Origin of the sequence: Dyadobacter koreensis (assembly GCF_900108855.1) — a bacterium.
Taxonomy (GTDB): domain Bacteria; phylum Bacteroidota; class Bacteroidia; order Cytophagales; family Spirosomataceae; genus Dyadobacter; species Dyadobacter koreensis.
Genome location: NZ_FNXY01000001.1, coordinates 598,605 through 615,004, shown reverse-complemented (window position 1 = coordinate 615,004; position 16,400 = coordinate 598,605). Strand labels below are relative to the sequence as shown.

15 protein-coding genes and 1 pseudogene are annotated in these 16,400 nt (G+C 41.2%); 14 read left to right on the top strand and 2 right to left on the bottom strand.

Features of this window, described 5'->3' with window-relative positions; all coding sequences use genetic code 11:
* Window positions 1-2: 2 nt before the first annotated feature.
* Window positions 3-185: pseudogene (locus tag BMY70_RS31620) on the bottom strand (helix-turn-helix domain-containing protein); the annotation flags it as partial.
* Between the two features lie 546 nt (window positions 186-731).
* Between BMY70_RS31620 and BMY70_RS02525 the strand changes: the two are divergent.
* Both BMY70_RS02525 and BMY70_RS02520 read left to right on the top strand, forming a co-directional pair.
* A complete protein-coding gene (locus BMY70_RS02525) occupies window positions 732-1,472 on the top strand; it encodes an SDR family oxidoreductase (RefSeq protein WP_090331626.1) in 741 nt (246 codons plus the stop codon).
* Between the two features lie 43 nt (window positions 1,473-1,515).
* Window positions 1,516-2,415, top strand: coding sequence for a helix-turn-helix domain-containing protein (locus BMY70_RS02520; protein WP_229209444.1), 900 nt, complete (start codon window positions 1,516-1,518; stop codon window positions 2,413-2,415).
* A gap of 307 nt (window positions 2,416-2,722) precedes the next feature.
* Here the strand turns inward: BMY70_RS02520 and BMY70_RS02515 are convergent, their stop codons facing one another.
* A complete protein-coding gene (locus BMY70_RS02515; protein ID WP_090331624.1) occupies window positions 2,723-3,247 on the bottom strand; it encodes an ABC transporter permease in 525 nt (174 codons plus the stop codon).
* A 428-nt stretch (window positions 3,248-3,675) separates the two neighbouring features.
* Between BMY70_RS02515 and BMY70_RS02510 the strand changes: the two genes are divergently transcribed.
* The 12 genes from BMY70_RS02510 (at window position 3,676) to BMY70_RS02450 (ending at window position 16,341) form a co-directional block, all read left to right on the top strand.
* Window positions 3,676-3,978 carry a hypothetical protein gene (locus BMY70_RS02510; RefSeq protein ID WP_090331622.1) on the top strand — a complete coding sequence of 101 codons (303 nt, stop codon included), beginning with the start codon at window positions 3,676-3,678 and terminating at the stop codon, window positions 3,976-3,978.
* A gap of 318 nt (window positions 3,979-4,296) precedes the next feature.
* The gene (locus BMY70_RS02505; RefSeq protein ID WP_090331620.1) at window positions 4,297-4,590 is read left to right on the top strand and encodes a helix-turn-helix domain-containing protein; all 294 of its coding nucleotides are present in this window, start codon (window positions 4,297-4,299) and stop codon (window positions 4,588-4,590) included.
* 4 nt (window positions 4,591-4,594) lie between these two features.
* The gene (locus BMY70_RS02500; RefSeq protein WP_090331618.1) at window positions 4,595-5,842 is read left to right on the top strand and encodes a type II toxin-antitoxin system HipA family toxin; all 1,248 of its coding nucleotides are present in this window, start codon (window positions 4,595-4,597) and stop codon (window positions 5,840-5,842) included.
* Window positions 5,843-6,231: 389 nt separating this feature from the next.
* Window positions 6,232-6,534: a hypothetical protein gene (locus BMY70_RS02495; RefSeq protein WP_090331616.1), complete on the top strand. Its 303-nt coding sequence runs from the start codon at window positions 6,232-6,234 to the stop codon at window positions 6,532-6,534.
* A gap of 149 nt (window positions 6,535-6,683) precedes the next feature.
* Window positions 6,684-7,220 carry a hypothetical protein gene (locus tag BMY70_RS02490; RefSeq protein WP_177196941.1) on the top strand — a complete coding sequence of 179 codons (537 nt, stop codon included), beginning with the start codon at window positions 6,684-6,686 and terminating at the stop codon, window positions 7,218-7,220.
* Window positions 7,221-7,276: 56 nt separating this feature from the next.
* Window positions 7,277-7,816 carry an RNA polymerase sigma-70 factor gene (locus BMY70_RS02485; RefSeq protein ID WP_090332592.1) on the top strand — a complete coding sequence of 180 codons (540 nt, stop codon included), beginning with the start codon at window positions 7,277-7,279 and terminating at the stop codon, window positions 7,814-7,816.
* A gap of 54 nt (window positions 7,817-7,870) precedes the next feature.
* Entirely contained in the window at window positions 7,871-8,548 is a 678-nt protein-coding gene (locus BMY70_RS02480) for a hypothetical protein (protein ID WP_090331612.1), read from the top strand.
* Window positions 8,549-8,669: 121 nt separating this feature from the next.
* Window positions 8,670-9,776, top strand: coding sequence for a DUF4374 domain-containing protein (locus BMY70_RS02475; protein WP_177196940.1), 1,107 nt, complete (start codon window positions 8,670-8,672; stop codon window positions 9,774-9,776).
* Between the two features lie 154 nt (window positions 9,777-9,930).
* The gene (locus tag BMY70_RS02470; RefSeq protein ID WP_090331608.1) at window positions 9,931-12,291 is read left to right on the top strand and encodes a TonB-dependent receptor; all 2,361 of its coding nucleotides are present in this window, start codon (window positions 9,931-9,933) and stop codon (window positions 12,289-12,291) included.
* A 30-nt stretch (window positions 12,292-12,321) separates the two neighbouring features.
* The gene (locus BMY70_RS02465; RefSeq protein WP_090331606.1) at window positions 12,322-13,527 is read left to right on the top strand and encodes a DUF4374 domain-containing protein; all 1,206 of its coding nucleotides are present in this window, start codon (window positions 12,322-12,324) and stop codon (window positions 13,525-13,527) included.
* Between the two features lie 76 nt (window positions 13,528-13,603).
* Complete coding sequence (locus BMY70_RS02460; RefSeq protein WP_090331604.1) at window positions 13,604-14,770, top strand: PepSY-associated TM helix domain-containing protein; 1,167 nt, start codon at window positions 13,604-13,606, stop codon at window positions 14,768-14,770.
* Window positions 14,771-16,095: 1,325 nt separating this feature from the next.
* Window positions 16,096-16,341, top strand: coding sequence for a DUF3253 domain-containing protein (locus tag BMY70_RS02450; RefSeq protein ID WP_090331600.1), 246 nt, complete (start codon window positions 16,096-16,098; stop codon window positions 16,339-16,341).
* The last annotated feature ends 59 nt before the right edge of the window (window positions 16,342-16,400 follow it).

Below are 16,400 nucleotides of genomic sequence, written 5' to 3'. Positions count from 1 at the left end.
ACTCAACTGTTAGCAGCCCTGAATTCCAATGGCGTTTGCCTGGTCTTCTTTTTGAAAAGCTTGCTAAAAGATTGCGGATAATCCAAACCTAACTGATAGGCAATTTCGCTGACAGATAGCTGTGTAGTCGAAAGTCTTTCCTTTGTGTATTCAATTAATTTTTCGTGGATGAGTTGTTGTGTCGTGCTGCCTGTAAGTTGTTAGAGGCAATCGCTCATATACTTCGATGATAAATTTAATTCTTCTGAAAGGAACTGCGCTGAGGGTAATCCGTTGTTCGCCTGATCCGACTCAAAGTAATTGTTCAAAATCTTTTCGAATCTGCTTAAAAGCTCGTTGCTTAATGTTTTACGCGTGATAAACTGTCTGTTGTACTGCCAAAGCTTCATCAATCCCGCCCGAAGCCCCGGTTATCAATGTATATTTCATTTTTTCTCTTCATTAATTGATCCTGCAAAGGATGCTCGTAGACGCAGAATAACTTGTAAATAAAAGTCGGTTTGTTGTGTTCGATGTGCGTACAAAGACGAGTAACTCCTTTTGGCTATTACCTTTCAAAGAACGACCGCGCTACATCTGCAAAGCAAAAAATCCGCTAGAATTTTCACGTCGTTCTCAAAAGATATAGGGATTGCACCAATATACCGATCATGACTACACATTATACCAGGATGGCTACACTTTGCCGCTGGTTCGTTCGCAGCTTTGTATCAACCAAATCTTGATACAATATGAAAAACGGAATTAAAGGAAAAGTTGTTGTCATCACTGGTGCAAGCAGCGGAATGGGTGAGGCTATGGCAGAGTTGCTTTCGGGCTGTGGCGCAAAAGTCGTGCTGGGCGCCCGGCGGGCAGATCGGCTGGAATCGTTGGCAAAACGAATTGAAGACACAGGTGGAGAGGTGGTATGGCTGCAAATGGATGTGACGCGCAGGAAGGAAGTACAAAATCTTGCAGACCTGGCAGTTGCTGCTTTTGGAAGGCTGGATGTGATGATTAACAATGCGGGTATCAGTCAGCTGCACCGCATGGAAGCGCTGGATATAGAAGGCTGGGAACAGATGATCGATGTCAATGTAAAGGGTGTGCTCTATGGTATTGCGGCAGCATTACCTATATTTCAGTCGCAGGGGTCAGGGCACGTTATTAATATTATCTCAACGGCGGGCATCAGCATTGTGCCAACAATGGGCGTGTATGCTGCTACAAAAAATGCAGTGCGGACAGTTAGCGAGGCACTGCGGCAAGAATCCGCCGGACGCTGGCGCGTGACAGGGATTTCGCCAGGTTTTGTAGCCACAGAATTTATCAGTAATATCCGCGATGATAGCTTGCGAACTGCTATTCAGAACAAAGCGGACGAAATTGCAATCCCGGCCAAAGCCATTGCCCACGCCGTTGCATATGCGATAGGACAGCCGGACAATGTGGATGTAGGTGACATTATCATCCGTCCGACTATTCAGGAATGAGCCGCCGCGTATAAATTTTTACAAAACTGTAAGTCATTAAGCCATGTTACCAATCGTTTTTGACAATATTTCTTCATTAATGCAGCGGCTTGATTTACCCAAGCCGCTGCATCCGCTTGTTGCCCTTGTGCATTATGACCAGACCAAACCAGACATCAGCGACGCGGGAAGCCCATATTTACTGCATTTTTATAAGATCGCGTTCAAATCCAAGTTTAGCGGGCGGGCAAAATACGGGCCTGGTACCTATGATTTTCAGGAAGGAGGCATCGCATTTGTCGCGCCAAACCAGTTGGTCGAATTATCAGCAGACCTTGATGAGCACGAGGGGTATGCCTTGTATTTTCATCCGGATCTGCTGTTTCGGTATCCGCTTGGTAAGAGCATTCATCAGTATGGATTCTTTTCGTATTCCGTTTCAGAGGCATTGTTTCTTTCAGAAAAGGAAAAACAAATAATTTCCGCGTTGTTCGAATCTGTCCGGATTGAGCTGGAACATAATATTGACCGTTTCAGTCAGGACGTACTCGTGTCGCAGATCGAGTTGCTGTTAAATCATTGCAATCGTTTTTACAACCGTCAATTCCTGACGCGTCATGTACTACATCACAATTTGATTGATCAGATGAATCTGTATTTAAACGTTCGTTCTGCAAATCAGCAGGCACTTACTAGCGGATTACCGACCACCCGGGAAATAGCAACACATTTAAAAGTTTCGCAGCGCTATTTATCTGATATGCTCAAATCTTTGACGGGGAAAACCACTCAGGAGCATATTCACCTTCATCTGGTTGAGAAGGCAAAAGAATTGCTGGGCAGCCAGCCGCTGACAACCGCGGAGGTGGCTTATCAATTGGGTTTTGAACATCCACAATCGTTCAATAAGCTTTTTAAACAAAAAACTGGCCTGTCTCCGGCATCTTTCCGGCAAGGACTTTAAAAGCTGCGGTAGCCATTCTTGCTACCCCCACAGTCGCGCTACGAATGAGGGATGTGAGCCGGATTTTAAGCAGCTTTATCTGCACAGCCTGACAGAGACAGTCCAGACTACTGGCTGAAATCTTCGGCTGCGCATAAGTGAACTGTCCGAATGCAGATACCAAGGATTTTTGAGAGGCCTGGATGATGATTCCATCGTAAAGCCAACAAAACTGGACAATTCGTAAAGTCAAAATGGCCCTCAGATCCGATAAATTCTTCAAGTCTGTCACCCGAAGGATTTATGTCAACTGTAAAATCGTGAAGTTTTAATAACTTCTTAAACTTCTAACCGTATCCATCAAAGCTGCTTTAATACTTTGCCACGATACAGTTAAGATTGACACTACCATTGTCAGTAATCCAGATAGAGCGAAGACCCACCATTTAATTTCAATTTTATATGCAAAACCCTCAAGCCAGCGTTGCATGCCAAACCACGCAAGCCGGGAAGCAATCAAAATTGCTAGTAAAATTAAGATCAGAAATTCTTTTGGTAGCATTCCTGCAACCGGGGCCCCCAGCACCTTTCGTACACCGATTTCCCTTGTCCATTGCCTAGCTGAGAAAGTTGAAAGGCCGAACAGCCCCATATAAGCGATCATAATGGCAATAACGGTGAAATACCACATAATATCAGCAGTACGCTGGTCTTTCTCATACCGCCGATCATTCAGGAGAACTTTTTGCTTGTGGGTCATCCTGACTTCGATACTAAAACATTGCATAGGTATATTACTGAAGGCAATATGGATAAGGCTGAACGCCTGCTTTCGAACTGGAATGGTACGCATACAGTAGCGATCTCGCCATCATAAGGCGGTTCTGGCTGGAAAATTTTAAGAAGCGTCCGGCAATAAAACCCCGTTTTATCATTCCGACTTCAATTCCATCATAAAGGGCATCAGTTGTGGTAGAGATATTACTATTGCATCGGATTACCTTGTGAAAGACTAATTGGAACAAAAGCAGTTGAAAGAAATATGGAAGGGCAAAAACCCGACACCGAATACCATCTACCTGACCTATAACAAAAATAATGTGACTACAGAGCAGATAGAAATGGTACGCAAGGTTTTACAGGTAAATTAAGTCTGTATGCAATTTCTTCATTGCAGTTCTTGTAAAGGATGTACTTAGATTAAATTGTATTGTCGTAAATAAAGCTTTTGGTTTGTCCCGTACTGGATTTTCTTTGCAGATTTTGTAGGATATTGATCCAATGGACTACGGTACGATAAAAGCAGAAATAGAGGAAAAGCTTGTGCGTTTGGAAGCTCGGCTAACGGAGATGATAACCAGCGTCGGAAGCCCTGTAAATCTTGAAAAGATGCTGGATAAGGCACTGAGCGCACTTTCGACTACTGACCTTGTATTTACAAGATCAGATACAAATCAGAAGCGTGAGATCATTGGTTCGATAAATCCTGAAAAACTGGTGTTTTCAGAAAATGAATATCGAACCACAAAAATCATTGAAGCTGCGACTCTTATCTTTCAGATAAACAGTGACTTAGATCAATAAATAAGCCGAAATTTAAGTGATTTCTTACAAGAGTTCGGCTTAGTACCCCTCCCGGAACAGTTGTCGAACCATTTTTTAGAAAGATTTAGAAAAAATAGTTAAGCTGATAGCATAAACAATTGATATTATTTATGATTGTAGCTGGTATCTTTCAAATGATAATTTTTTCCACTTGGTCGAAAGGACATTTAATCTAGGATGATTACTTCAATTTATAAATGTTGACGTTATGGGGAGGTTAGTGAACGTCAAATAATTTCTTTAAATGTTGTTTATAATCAACAATTATGTTATTATTGTTGATTATAAACAACATTTATGAACAGAAAACAGATCCTACTACCCAGATTTGCACAAATCCTTGGACAGTTAGGGGAGAATATTAAACTGGCACGGAAGAGGCGCAAACTTACGACAATACAGGTTGCTGAAAGAGCTGGTATTGACAGGACTACATTATATCATATCGAAAAGGGCAACCCAAGTGTATCATTGGGCGCGTATTTCAATGTGCTGAGGGTTCTTGGATTACAGGATGATTTTTTGAAATTAGCCGCTGACGATACTTTTGGACGAAAATTGCAAGATTTGGAATTGATCGGCAAATCATAATAGTATGGCAGATAAGACAGACATCTGGGTTTATGCCGACTGGATAGGAATGTCTGGTCCAAAATGTATCGGTATACTGGCTGCCCAGCAAGCGAAAGGAAGAAAATCTTTTAGTTTCACATACGATCCTGATTGGATACAGTCCAATGAACAACTGCTTTTGGATCCGGACATTGCCTGGTTTGGTGGCGCTCAATATCCAAATCAGAAAGAAAATTTCGGTGTATTTCTTGATTCAATGCCAGATACCTGGGGACGTACCCTGATGAAAAGAAGAGCCTCTATTCAGGCCAAAGAAAAAGGCAATACATCGAAGACATTGTATGACATTGATTTTCTTCTGGGCGTTCATGATGAAAGCCGCATGGGAGCTTTGCGTTTTAAACTTGATCCACAAGGACCTTTTCTTGACAACGATCCGGTGTCACCCACTCCCCCCTGGGCCACAATACGTGAATTGCAACATGGAGCATCCCTGATCGAGTCCAACGAAGACACCGCAGAGGTCAGAAAATGGCTGGCAATGCTGATGGCTCCGGGATCTTCTTTGGGAGGAGCCAGGCCTAAGGCTAACATTCTAGATGAGTACGGGCAGCCCTGGATTGCTAAATTCCCTTCAAAAAATGACAGCACCGACAAAGCTGCATGGGAATATCTCGCTTACCAGCTGGCGGATAATGCAGGTATAGAGATGGCTGAAAGTAAATTGGAGCATGTCGCCGGCCAGTACCATACTTTTTTTACCAAACGTTTTGATCGTGACAGGCAGGCACGAGTCCACTTTGCCTCTGCCATGACAATGACTGGAAAAAATGAAGACTTGATCCGGGACGATGCGCCGTCGTACCTGGATATGGTTGAATTTATACAATTTTCCGGAAGTAGTGTAGACGAAGATCTTAGTCAGCTCTGGCGGCGAATGGTATTTAATATAACAATATCCAATACCGATGATCACCTGAGAAATCATGGATTCATTCTGACTGCCAAAGGGTGGCGCCTGTCTCCCGCTTTTGACATTAATCCATCCATTGACAAAGATGGCCTTGCAATCAATATTGACATGGAAGACAATCGACTTGATATGGAAATAGCAAAACAGGTTGGGGTGTATTTCAGGCTGGGAGAGAAACAGATGGACCAAATTATAGATCAGGTCAAATCATCCGTTTCACAATGGCAAAAACGGGCAGGTGAAATAGGAATTTCAAGAGCTGAACAGACAATGATGGCACCGGCTTTCCGGTTGTAACATTTGGTATTTGTAATGAGAATATCGACTTCATTGTAAAAAGACGTCTTAATACAAAAAGGAAGATGAATACGGTTCAACAAAAGCTGGATATATGCAAGTCGCTTTTCAAAGGACGCGATGACGTATTTGCCACGTACTGGGAAAAAGATGGCAAAAGGGGTACTTACAAATTTTCGATACATTTGCTGTTTGTGTTAGTTGGAATTTGTCGTTTTATCCACCGAACTCAATGTGTATTGTCCTGATATTACTAGACTGCATAAATTCCGTTGAATAAGAATGACAACTGAAAAAGTGATTCGATAATTTGTTATCTTATATTAGCTACATAAAAAAGCTCCTAAGCTAAATGGTACCTTAAAGTCCTTCCTGAAATCTGGGCTAAAATGTATTATGTCTCTATTATTGCAAAGACATTTGTTAAATTAATTGGTGATCTCACTGAGAATCCCGCACAGAAAAATCTTAATCCACAGAAACATTTCCATGAAGCTATTTCATTAGTAAGTACCGTAACACGAAATGCGAAGGAAAGAAAATCACTACCACTTCAGGTAATTAATTTCAATGTTGCAGGAATTGATGTCGGTTCTCGAAGTCATCTGGTCGCGGTGGATCAAAACCAAGATAATGTCCGCACATTTGGGATTTACACTATAGATCACGAGCAGCTGATCCAACATCTTTAAAATCATGGTATCTCCTCAGTTACAATGGAAAGCACAGGCACTTATTGGCAGACCCTATTCAGTGCGCTTCAAAAAGCCGGTTTTAACGTTCTGTTAGATGGAGGAAGCCAAACTAAGAACGTGCAAGGGCGTAAAACAGATGTAATTGATTGCATTTAGATTCAGAAACTACATTCGCTGGGTTTATTGTCAGGTGCTTTTTACTCAGTGATGTGCTTCAGGAACTTCGTACCTATTATTACCATCGGCAGCATTTAATTGAACAAATTGCAAAGTATACGCACAAGATGCAAAAGTCGCTTCGGCTAATGAGCGTCAGTTTAGATGTGGCTATTCGGGATATTACGGGAAAATCTGGTCTGGCAATCATTGATGCTATTTTATCTGGAAATAGGGATCCACATTATCTGGCACCTCTTGTTGATATTCGGATGAAAAAGTCAAAGGAGGAAATCGCTGATTCACTGCAAGGTTGGTGGCGCGATGAACTGCTTTTCGAACTTAGCGCATCAATGGATTTTTACAGATTATATGAAAAAGCGCTTCAAGAATGCGACAAAGTTATTGAAAGGTCTTCGTTGGAATTTGCTCCTGATAGTACACTTTTGGAATCCGTTACGGAAAAGCCAAATAGAAGCAAGAAAAAAGTCAGCGAAAATGCCCCCAACAAGATTAAATATTGTTAAATCTTATTTGGACTATTTCTATTATATGGTATTTTTGTCTCAACAAGAGTTACGCTATGCCAGAGGTAAGTTCAATTAAGTCCTTAGTGAGAATCGACGAAGCCAGTTTTACAGAAATTTACAATAGTTACTGGAAAAAGGTTTACAGCATTTCTATGGCCAAACTCAATGACTCTGATTTGGCAAAAGGCATTGTACAAGAAGTGTTTAAATCGCTGTGGGAAAGAAGGGAAAGTATCGAGGTAATCCAGCAGATCGATCATTATCTTATACGTTCTGCAAAACTTAAAACGCTCGAATATCTGCGTAACCAAAGTATACGGTCAAAACATCACGAGGCTATTGCCTTGAAACAAACTTCTTTCAGCAACGATATGGAGAGTGAAATCATCCATAGTAATTTGCTCGATACATTATTACCTCTCATAGAAGCGCTACCACCCAAATGTAAAGAGGTTTTTAAAATGAGCAGAGAGAAGGAGCTTTCCAACAAGGAAATAGCGTCGATACTACTTATTTCCGAACGGGCAGTGGGTCATCATATTGCTAAGGCTGTAAGTATTTTAAGACTGCGTCTGGAGGGATTTTCGCTTTGATGTAATCTGGATTACCTTAATTTCTGCTAAATTTGTTTCCAAGACTCTTATCAAATGAAAGTTACCACGGAACTGATTGAAAAGTTTAATAGGAAGGAGTGTTCTGCTTCTGAAATTAGCGCTATTGAGCAATGGCTATTGAACGATGATTACGAAGATGAAGTAGAGATTTCAGAAGAATCAGAAAAGCAGATTAAGGCAGAAATCTGGGATGAGGTTTCCGCAGTTTTACCTTCCAAAAACAAGGAATGTGTATTAAATTTATTTCAACAAAATTTCAAATGGATAGCAGCAGCAGCTTCGGTTTCTATATTGTTAGTAATTTCAGTTGTTTTACTCTACAGTTTTGATATAAATAAACAAGGTGAGTCTGCTCTTATTAAAACACCGACAAAACAACTCGGGCAACAGAAGCAGGAAATATGGAATAAGGATTTTAATATTGTTTTGGGTGATAAAAGCAAGGCAAGTTTTGATTCTGATAAGAGGCTTGTAGATTTTTGCGGAGTCATTAAGATCAGTCCCAAAAAAGATATATCACTGTCGTTTAATGATATATGTTCGGGGGATAAGCCATCATCTAAGGGAATAGAATTTAAGAAAGGGGAGACGTATTTTGCTTTGAACTACAAAAATCAAGAATCCGATCAACTTGTGATCATGAACGAAAATCTTATTTTCGAATTACCACCATTACTTAAATACGAACTTTCGGACCAGTTTGATATATAGAAACCTTACTAAATCTTTCATTAACAGGAATTTATTGTCTTTCTGTGCTTTTTGTAGCATGTTATTGATGTTACTCGGTTGTTCCGGGCAGACTTCGGAAAACAAAAAAAAGTATAGCATCATGGTCATGTCGAAAGATAATGTTCAGTATATTATTCAGACTGATACGCTTGATGGCGGAGTGGCCTATCCGATTAAAAACGGAGCGCCAGTGCTTGCACCGCCCAGGATATGGTACTATATGATGGTAAAAGACGGGAATTACTTTTTTATCAATCGCAAAACTGAATATCTCATTCGTAATCAGGTTAAAGACAACAAATTCACAGCCATTGATTCTGTATCAGTACCGGGCATGAAGTTTCTTGAAAATTATAACTGGTATCATCCGGATTCACTCCTGATCATTTCCTGGCCAGGCGAAAGGAAGTCTCCCCGTTATGCACGCATCAATACGCGTACAATGAAAGCCAGCACAGGCGTTTTGCCTCTGCCGGCACCTTTTCTCCCTTTCAACAATATGACCGTTGGATTTTCTGAGTTTCGTAATAATCAGCTATGGCTCGGTTATTCGTATCATTATAGTAGTCCGACACAAGGTTATGGATCCAGTGACACCGTATATGTAGCCAGCTTGGATTATCCGGCTTTGTCCTTAAAGCAAATTTTTAAAGATCCAAGATCGGCATATCCGGGAAATGTCAATACAGCCCAGCAGAATACTTTCAGGGATGACCAAGATGATTTTTATTATATGGCGTGCCCGGGTATTGCCAGGGGCGCAAACCCTGGACAGCCTACGGCTATTTACCGGATTAAGGCCAATGAAAACAAACCCGACAGCAGTTATTTTTTTAACATTTCAGCATCGCCGATTGACAATCATGCATACGGAATGTGGTATATTGGAAATAATAAGGCCATTGTAAGAAGCGAGCGGCAAGGGTTGTTTAAAACATTTGAAGAACATTATTTAGTACCGCATATCGATTTTTTCGAAGTTGATCTTCAAACCAAAACCTTGCATAAGTTAGATCTTCCGTTAGACAAAGGAACTTCGCGCTCTTGCGTACTTGTCGAAAACGGCTTAGTTTATATTTCAATTAATTCAGACACCGAGGGGAATTATATTTGGGTGTATAATCCTAAAAGTCAATCTTTAAAAAAGGGTTTGAAGCTCGAAGGTAAGGTGGACTATATTTTTCGTTTAGAAAAATTGCACGGATAACTATTTGATGTTCTGGGTTATATATTCATTTAGAAAATAAATAGATATTTTTTTCTACACCAAGGTTCCGAAAGTATTGTGTTGTGCAACTTGTTTTAGGTGTGACAAACCGAAACGGGAATGTCATTACTGTATCAGGTAATGAGCTAACACAATGTATCGATCTCAAATTTTACGAAAAAGCCTTCCATTATTTTTAATTATTTGGTCTATCTGCGCTTATGGCCAAAGTGGAACTTTCCTGACCGGAACAATCAAAGAAGAAAGTGGTGGGTTGCTGGCCGGTGCCAGTATTGTTATCAAAGGTACGTCCACCGGGGTCACTGCCGACGAAAAAGGATTTTTTAGAATCGGGCTAAAAAAGGCCGGATCTTATACAATAGAGATTTCTGCCGTGGGATTTATAAGCCAGACCCAAGTAGTAAATTTAGCAGCAGGACAAGAATCAAACATTACATTTCTTTTAAAATCAAATGTAAAAGAGATGAATGAAGTGACGGTTCATGGGAAAGGTGAGGCACAGGAGTTGAGAGAACAGGGATTCTCGGTTAACGCAATTGATACCCGGAAATTAGCAAATACAACGGCCGATCTTGGGCAGGTGCTGAACCGGTCCACGGGTATAAAAATGCGGGAACAGGGAGGCGTTGGTTCTGATTTTGAATTTTCTATTAACGGCTTATCAGGTAAATCGGTAAAACTTTTCCTGGATGGCGTGCCGCTTGATGTGCTGGGTAGTGCCATGAACCTTAATAATATACCCATTAACCTGGCGCAACGCATTGAAGTCTATAAGGGCGTGGCTCCTGTAGAACTTGGTTCTGACGCATTGGGCGGATCTGTGAATATTATTACGAATAAGTCGCTGGATAGTTACCTTGACGTCAGCCACAGCTACGGGTCTTTCCAAACACATCAGTCAGCGCTTACCGGTCAATACGTCTACAAACCGGCCGGATTGGTTTTAAAAGCAAGTACTTTCTTTAATTATTCGAAAAATAACTACCTCATGAAAGGGGTGGAAATATGGGACGGGGAAAAATACGAGTATGTCACAAGGGATTTTCGCCGGTTTCATGACCGATATAAATCTCTGATGGGACAGTTGGAAATTGGACTTGTCAATAAAAAATGGGCCGATTTACTCTTTTTAGGATTTGGATACACTACCTATGACAAGCAGGTGCAAACGGGTGTTCGTCAAAGTATTATATACGGGGGTGTAGTGAAAGATGGTACCGGAAAAAACGTAAGTCTACGCTATAAAAAAGATAGCCTTCTTAATAACAGATTAAGTATAGGGCTATACGGTACCTATTCTTATGACCAATATGTATTGTCGGATACTACGCTGAGAAAATATAGCTGGGACGGTTCTTATGTTCCCGGCAACCCGGAGACAGGAAGTTTCCGTATGACACAGGTGAACCGCCCGAGGTTGTTTACAAGATTCAACGGAAACTATAATCTGGCCGAAAATCATGATCTGAATCTGAACTATACTTTTGATCAGGTAGAAAATCAAACTTATAATTCGTTGTCTTCTTCCAGGGATGATATGCCGGGAAAATTAGGGAAACACATCATTGGTCTGGCATATCAAATGAAACTCACTCCGAAATGGACGAATACTTTTATGAGCAAATACTACGGTATAGCCCTCAATAAGAAACAGTATGATTATAGTTTGTCCAAAACGGTGGTGCTGCGGGATTTTCAAAACTATTTCGGGTATGGCTGGGCATCGGTTTACAAGCTCAATAATAACAGCGGCGTAAAAGCTTCATACGAACATACCTATCGTTTGCAGGATGTAAATGAAGTTTATGGCGATGGTTATCAGGTATTGAACAACATGACATTGAAACCTGAAGCAAGCGATAATGTTAACATGGGCGGATTCTATGGTGGTAATAACGGCCGGCAGGAGTGGTTCGTTGAGGCATCAGCATTTTACCGGAGTGCCAAAGGATTCATTTATGCAAATCAATATGATAACAATCAGCTGCAATACCAGAATCTTTCCAATGTACTTGTGAAAGGTTTTGATGCGGAGGCCAGATACAATTATGGTAATTTGTTCAATGCTCTTCTTAATGTTACCTATCAACAGGCGCTGGACAATACCCGCTTTGTAAACAATAGCGGTAACGGGGCAGTATCTGCGACCTATAAAAACAGGATACCCAATCAACCGTGGTTATTCGGAAATCTGGATCTTGGTGTGGGCAAAAATCTTCGGTATGCCGGAAGTGGTCGACTGCAATTTACGTGGAGTACCCAATACACACATTATTATTACCGGTCATGGGAAGGTTTTGCTACCGCAAATTCGCTCGCAACGATTCCAAAACAGTTAGTCCATAACGTGATGCTGTCTTATTCTATGGCGAAGGGGCGTTACAATGCTTCCTTGGAATGTAGAAATCTTACAGACCAGTTGGTTTACGACAATTTCCGTTTACAGAAACCCGGCAGGGCTATCTTTTTTAAGCTTCGTTTTTTTATTATTTAACCGATACATTTTCGATAATCTCTAATCAATATGTTTAAATTCAATAAGTTCCTCCTTGGAGCCATCGCGATCGCCGCCACTTTTATTTCATGCAGTGACGATAGTCCGGTAACGGAAACTCCGGAAACGGAGCCTTCATCTTTTGCCGTTTGGGCACAGCTGGGCAGCTGGCCAAATACGAATTATTATATTATGGGTGTCAGCAGTCTTACCGAAGGATCTTTTAAGCTGGAGGGTAATGGTATTGATGTCACCACCGTTCTAAACAATTCAGTAATTACAAAAGGTGGGTTTTATTATTTTTACAATACCACTGAGGCTAAATTTGGCAAATACAAAATCGAAAATGGTAAAGCTACGGTTGTGAAAGAGTTTCCATTTACATACATGTTGTCCTTGGCCGGTCATACCTGGATCGATGATAATACACTCGTAATGGTCGGTGGCGTAACAGGCGGAAAAGCGGTAAACTATGCCATCATTAACACCAATGACATGACCGTGACCAGAAGCGGTTCGGTAAGCGGCTTACCAACGGCACCTGAAAGTCATCCGTTAACCCGGGTTGGTGGCGACATCCAGTACAAGGATGGCAAATTGTTCTTCTCTGTTATCCATTATAACGGTTCGGATTACACTTTGTATAAACAGCTTAACACCCTGGCAGTTTCCTATCCGGATTTTGCAGTTACAAAAACATCTGTGGATACGCGGACGGCTGGTTTGGGTAACACCTCAGGATACTACGCTACTTCGTTTGTTGACGAGGCGGGTGATATGTATTTTATTACCAGCTGGAACGGGATTGCCGATGGCGTTAATACAAAGAAAAGTATTTACCGTATCAAAAAAGGAGCTGATATACTGGACCCGACCTATTATATGGACGTTGAGGCTGAAATCGGATTTGTACCATCCTCTGGTTTGTTCATGAATCTGGGTAATGGCAAAGCAATTATCAAGTATATGACCAGCGCTGATGTTAATGCTAAGACAAGATTCTCGATTATCAATATCACTACCGGAAAAGAAATAAGGAAACTGACAGAGGTACCGGAGGCTGCGTCCAGCGAAAGAAATGTATATGTCGAAGACGGAAAAGCTTACATCGCTGCATTGTCGGGAACCGGGAAGGACTATATCTGGATCTATGATGCGGCTACCGATAAAGTGACGCAAGGACTTCGGCTCGAGGGAGGTTACACATCTTTCTCCCGTATCGATAAGTTAAACTAACCGACTTGGGTCATGTAAGTGTGCTCTTCTTCCATCAGGAGCACAATTACAATTTTTTACTGCTATCTCAATCACCATGGAAAAGCCTGCATTGCTTAAAGAAAAACAGACCGTAGCTGCCAAATCAAAGCCATTATGGCTAAGAAGGTTTAACGACTGGTTTCATTTATGGATTGGTATTGCAGCAGGTATTCCGGTGATCATCATCAGCCTGACTGGTTGTATATTAGTTTTCGAAAGAGAAATAGTGGAAATGACCCGCGCCTGGTGGGATGTAGAAGTTGCTGCGCACGGGGAACAACTTCCGCCATCAGTCATCCGGACGAAAGTACTGGAACAATTACCGGATATGAAAATTCGCCGTCTATGGTACTATGGCGAGGGTAAACCTGTAAAGATTTCGCCTGACAATTCGGACTCACTGATTTTTGCTAATCCTTATACTGGAAAAGTCCTCGCGCTTGAAGATCATGAAGATATATTTGAATTCATTGATGAAGGTCATCGTAATTTGTGGTTTCCTTCCAAAATTGGCAAACAGGTGGTAGGTTGGAGTACTGCTATATTTCTATTATTAACAATCACGGGAGTCGTGCTATGGTGGCCAAAAAACTGGAATACTCGTGAATTGAAACAGGCCTTTACTATCAAATGGACTGCGAAGTTTAAGCGTGTAAATTATGATCTGCATAACGTCCTTGGTTTTTACTCGTTGTCTTTTGCACTGATTATGGCTTTCACAGGTCTGATGATGAGTTTCAGATTTGTTCACAAATCAGTTTTAGAGCTTTTGGGGACAAAGCAGGATGAGCAGAAGGTTTTTGTTGTTCAGCCTGGACCTAAATTAGTGCCTGCGACGATAGAAGGAAAAGTTGACCTGGTTTGGAAGTTGGTAACGACTGAAATCGGGGAGTTTAACAGGGGCGAGATCAGTATACATTTTCCAAGCGAAGACAGCAAGTCAATCTATGCATGTACAGATATGTACCTTGGAACCTGGCGGGAATTGAATTTCGATTTAAACACGCTTGCATTACTTTCTACCTCGCATGCTAAACTCGCGCATGATACCACTGCCAACTGGATGAGACGTTCGAATCTTTCACTGCACGTGGGCTCATTCGGAGGCTTGTTTACCAAATGGTTATTTTTCTTTGCAAGCCTTATATGCGGCACGTTGCCGGTTACCGGATTTTATATTTGGTGGGGTAAATGGAGAAAACAGAACAAATCTAAAAAGTAAGTCACCGCCATTTCCACCGATCTGGACCTGCTACATTTAAGAGGACATTAAGTTAAGGGAAACTTTTATACCCTTACACATATGTCTTTAAAAAGAAGAATATTTGACAAGTAGTTCAAACTGATGAGCGTTGAACTGAGTAACAAGCGCACGGACCTTGGTGCACTGGCGAAAGAATTAGATATTCCGGCAGCAATGTTATACCGTTGCGAAGAGAATTTTCAACTAAACAAAACGTGAGTTTCCCAGGAAACGGAAAGGTGATTTTAAGCGAAACGGAACAAGAATTAGCTCTTTTAAGGAAAGAACCTCGCGATACACAACTTGAACGCGATTTCCTAAAAAAAAGGCTGTCGGCATTTTCACCAGGAGCGATGGCAAATATTCGGGTTCATAAAGAATCATAGAAAATTATTTCCCGTTGAGAAAATGCGTGTGGTTTTTAAGGTAAGCAGAAGCAGATTTTATACCTGGCTAAACAATGGTTTGTTAAACAATACTATTGAAAATCAAACTCTTACAGAGGAAATAAGAATTATTCATGGCAAAAGTAGACAAACTTACAAGCCCTAGAATCACTTCCGACTGCCTGGAGACAGGTTCGACCTGTGCGTATTCTGCATTGATCATATTGTAGATCAAATGAGGAGCCAAAGTGCCCCTTAGGTTTCTTAATTCTGCACGGATCACTTTGTTTTCTGCACTGATTTTAGCGCATTTTGCCTGTTGCCGTATTTTGCCATCTTGAGTGCCAGCGGAAGAAAGAGTAGCTTCATTTCCATCATATCGAAGGTAAAAGTCAAAAAATCAGAGCCTTTATCGAAACCCATCCGCTTAAGGTATAAACTACCGATGCCATAAAATACCGGGTATAAATTTTTGATCCCATATAAATTATCAATCAAAAGAAAATCAAGCGTCGTAACAATATGTATTAAAATCAGCGACGAGATCAGACTGAGTGCATACAGAAAAAATGGCCTTACCCGCGTCTTTAAAAAGTTAAATATCCATCCGTAGCAATAAAAGATGGGGACCATTCTTAAACATTGACGCAGCTAAGCCGTCCTGAGCGGGGCCGATAACAGCTCGCTTCTGAAAGCGGGCACAAAGTAGAGCAGGTTTTAACCAAGAAAAAACAGCCAGAAAATCCCGTGGAGAAAGATTGGTTGTTGCGTAACAACACGATTTCTAAATAAATACTGTCCCTTGCAAATAACCCTGGGTTGGATGTAAGCTGGAAAATAGTAAGATTAAACCATTAATTCCGGCAATAAATCTGGATCTTTGATGTAGTATTTCCAACGAGCTATTTTAGCATACGCATGAAACAGTACGAGAAAATAACAGAAACTATTCTTTCTACTGCCATTCATCGTGGCGCTCAGAAAAGTACCTGCCCCTCTGAAATCGCACGTCTGCTATTTCCTACAGACTGGCGTAAGCATATGAAAGATGTACTCCAGGTCGCAATTGACTTGCATAACAAAGGTAGCGTAGTAATAACTCAAAAGGGAGTACCTGTTGATGTTAAGGATTTTAAGGGACCTGTCCGCATTAAAATTACCTGACATTGTTATAGGGGAGCAAACCATCCAAAACGGATTTTATCTGTTTAATGCTTTCTACG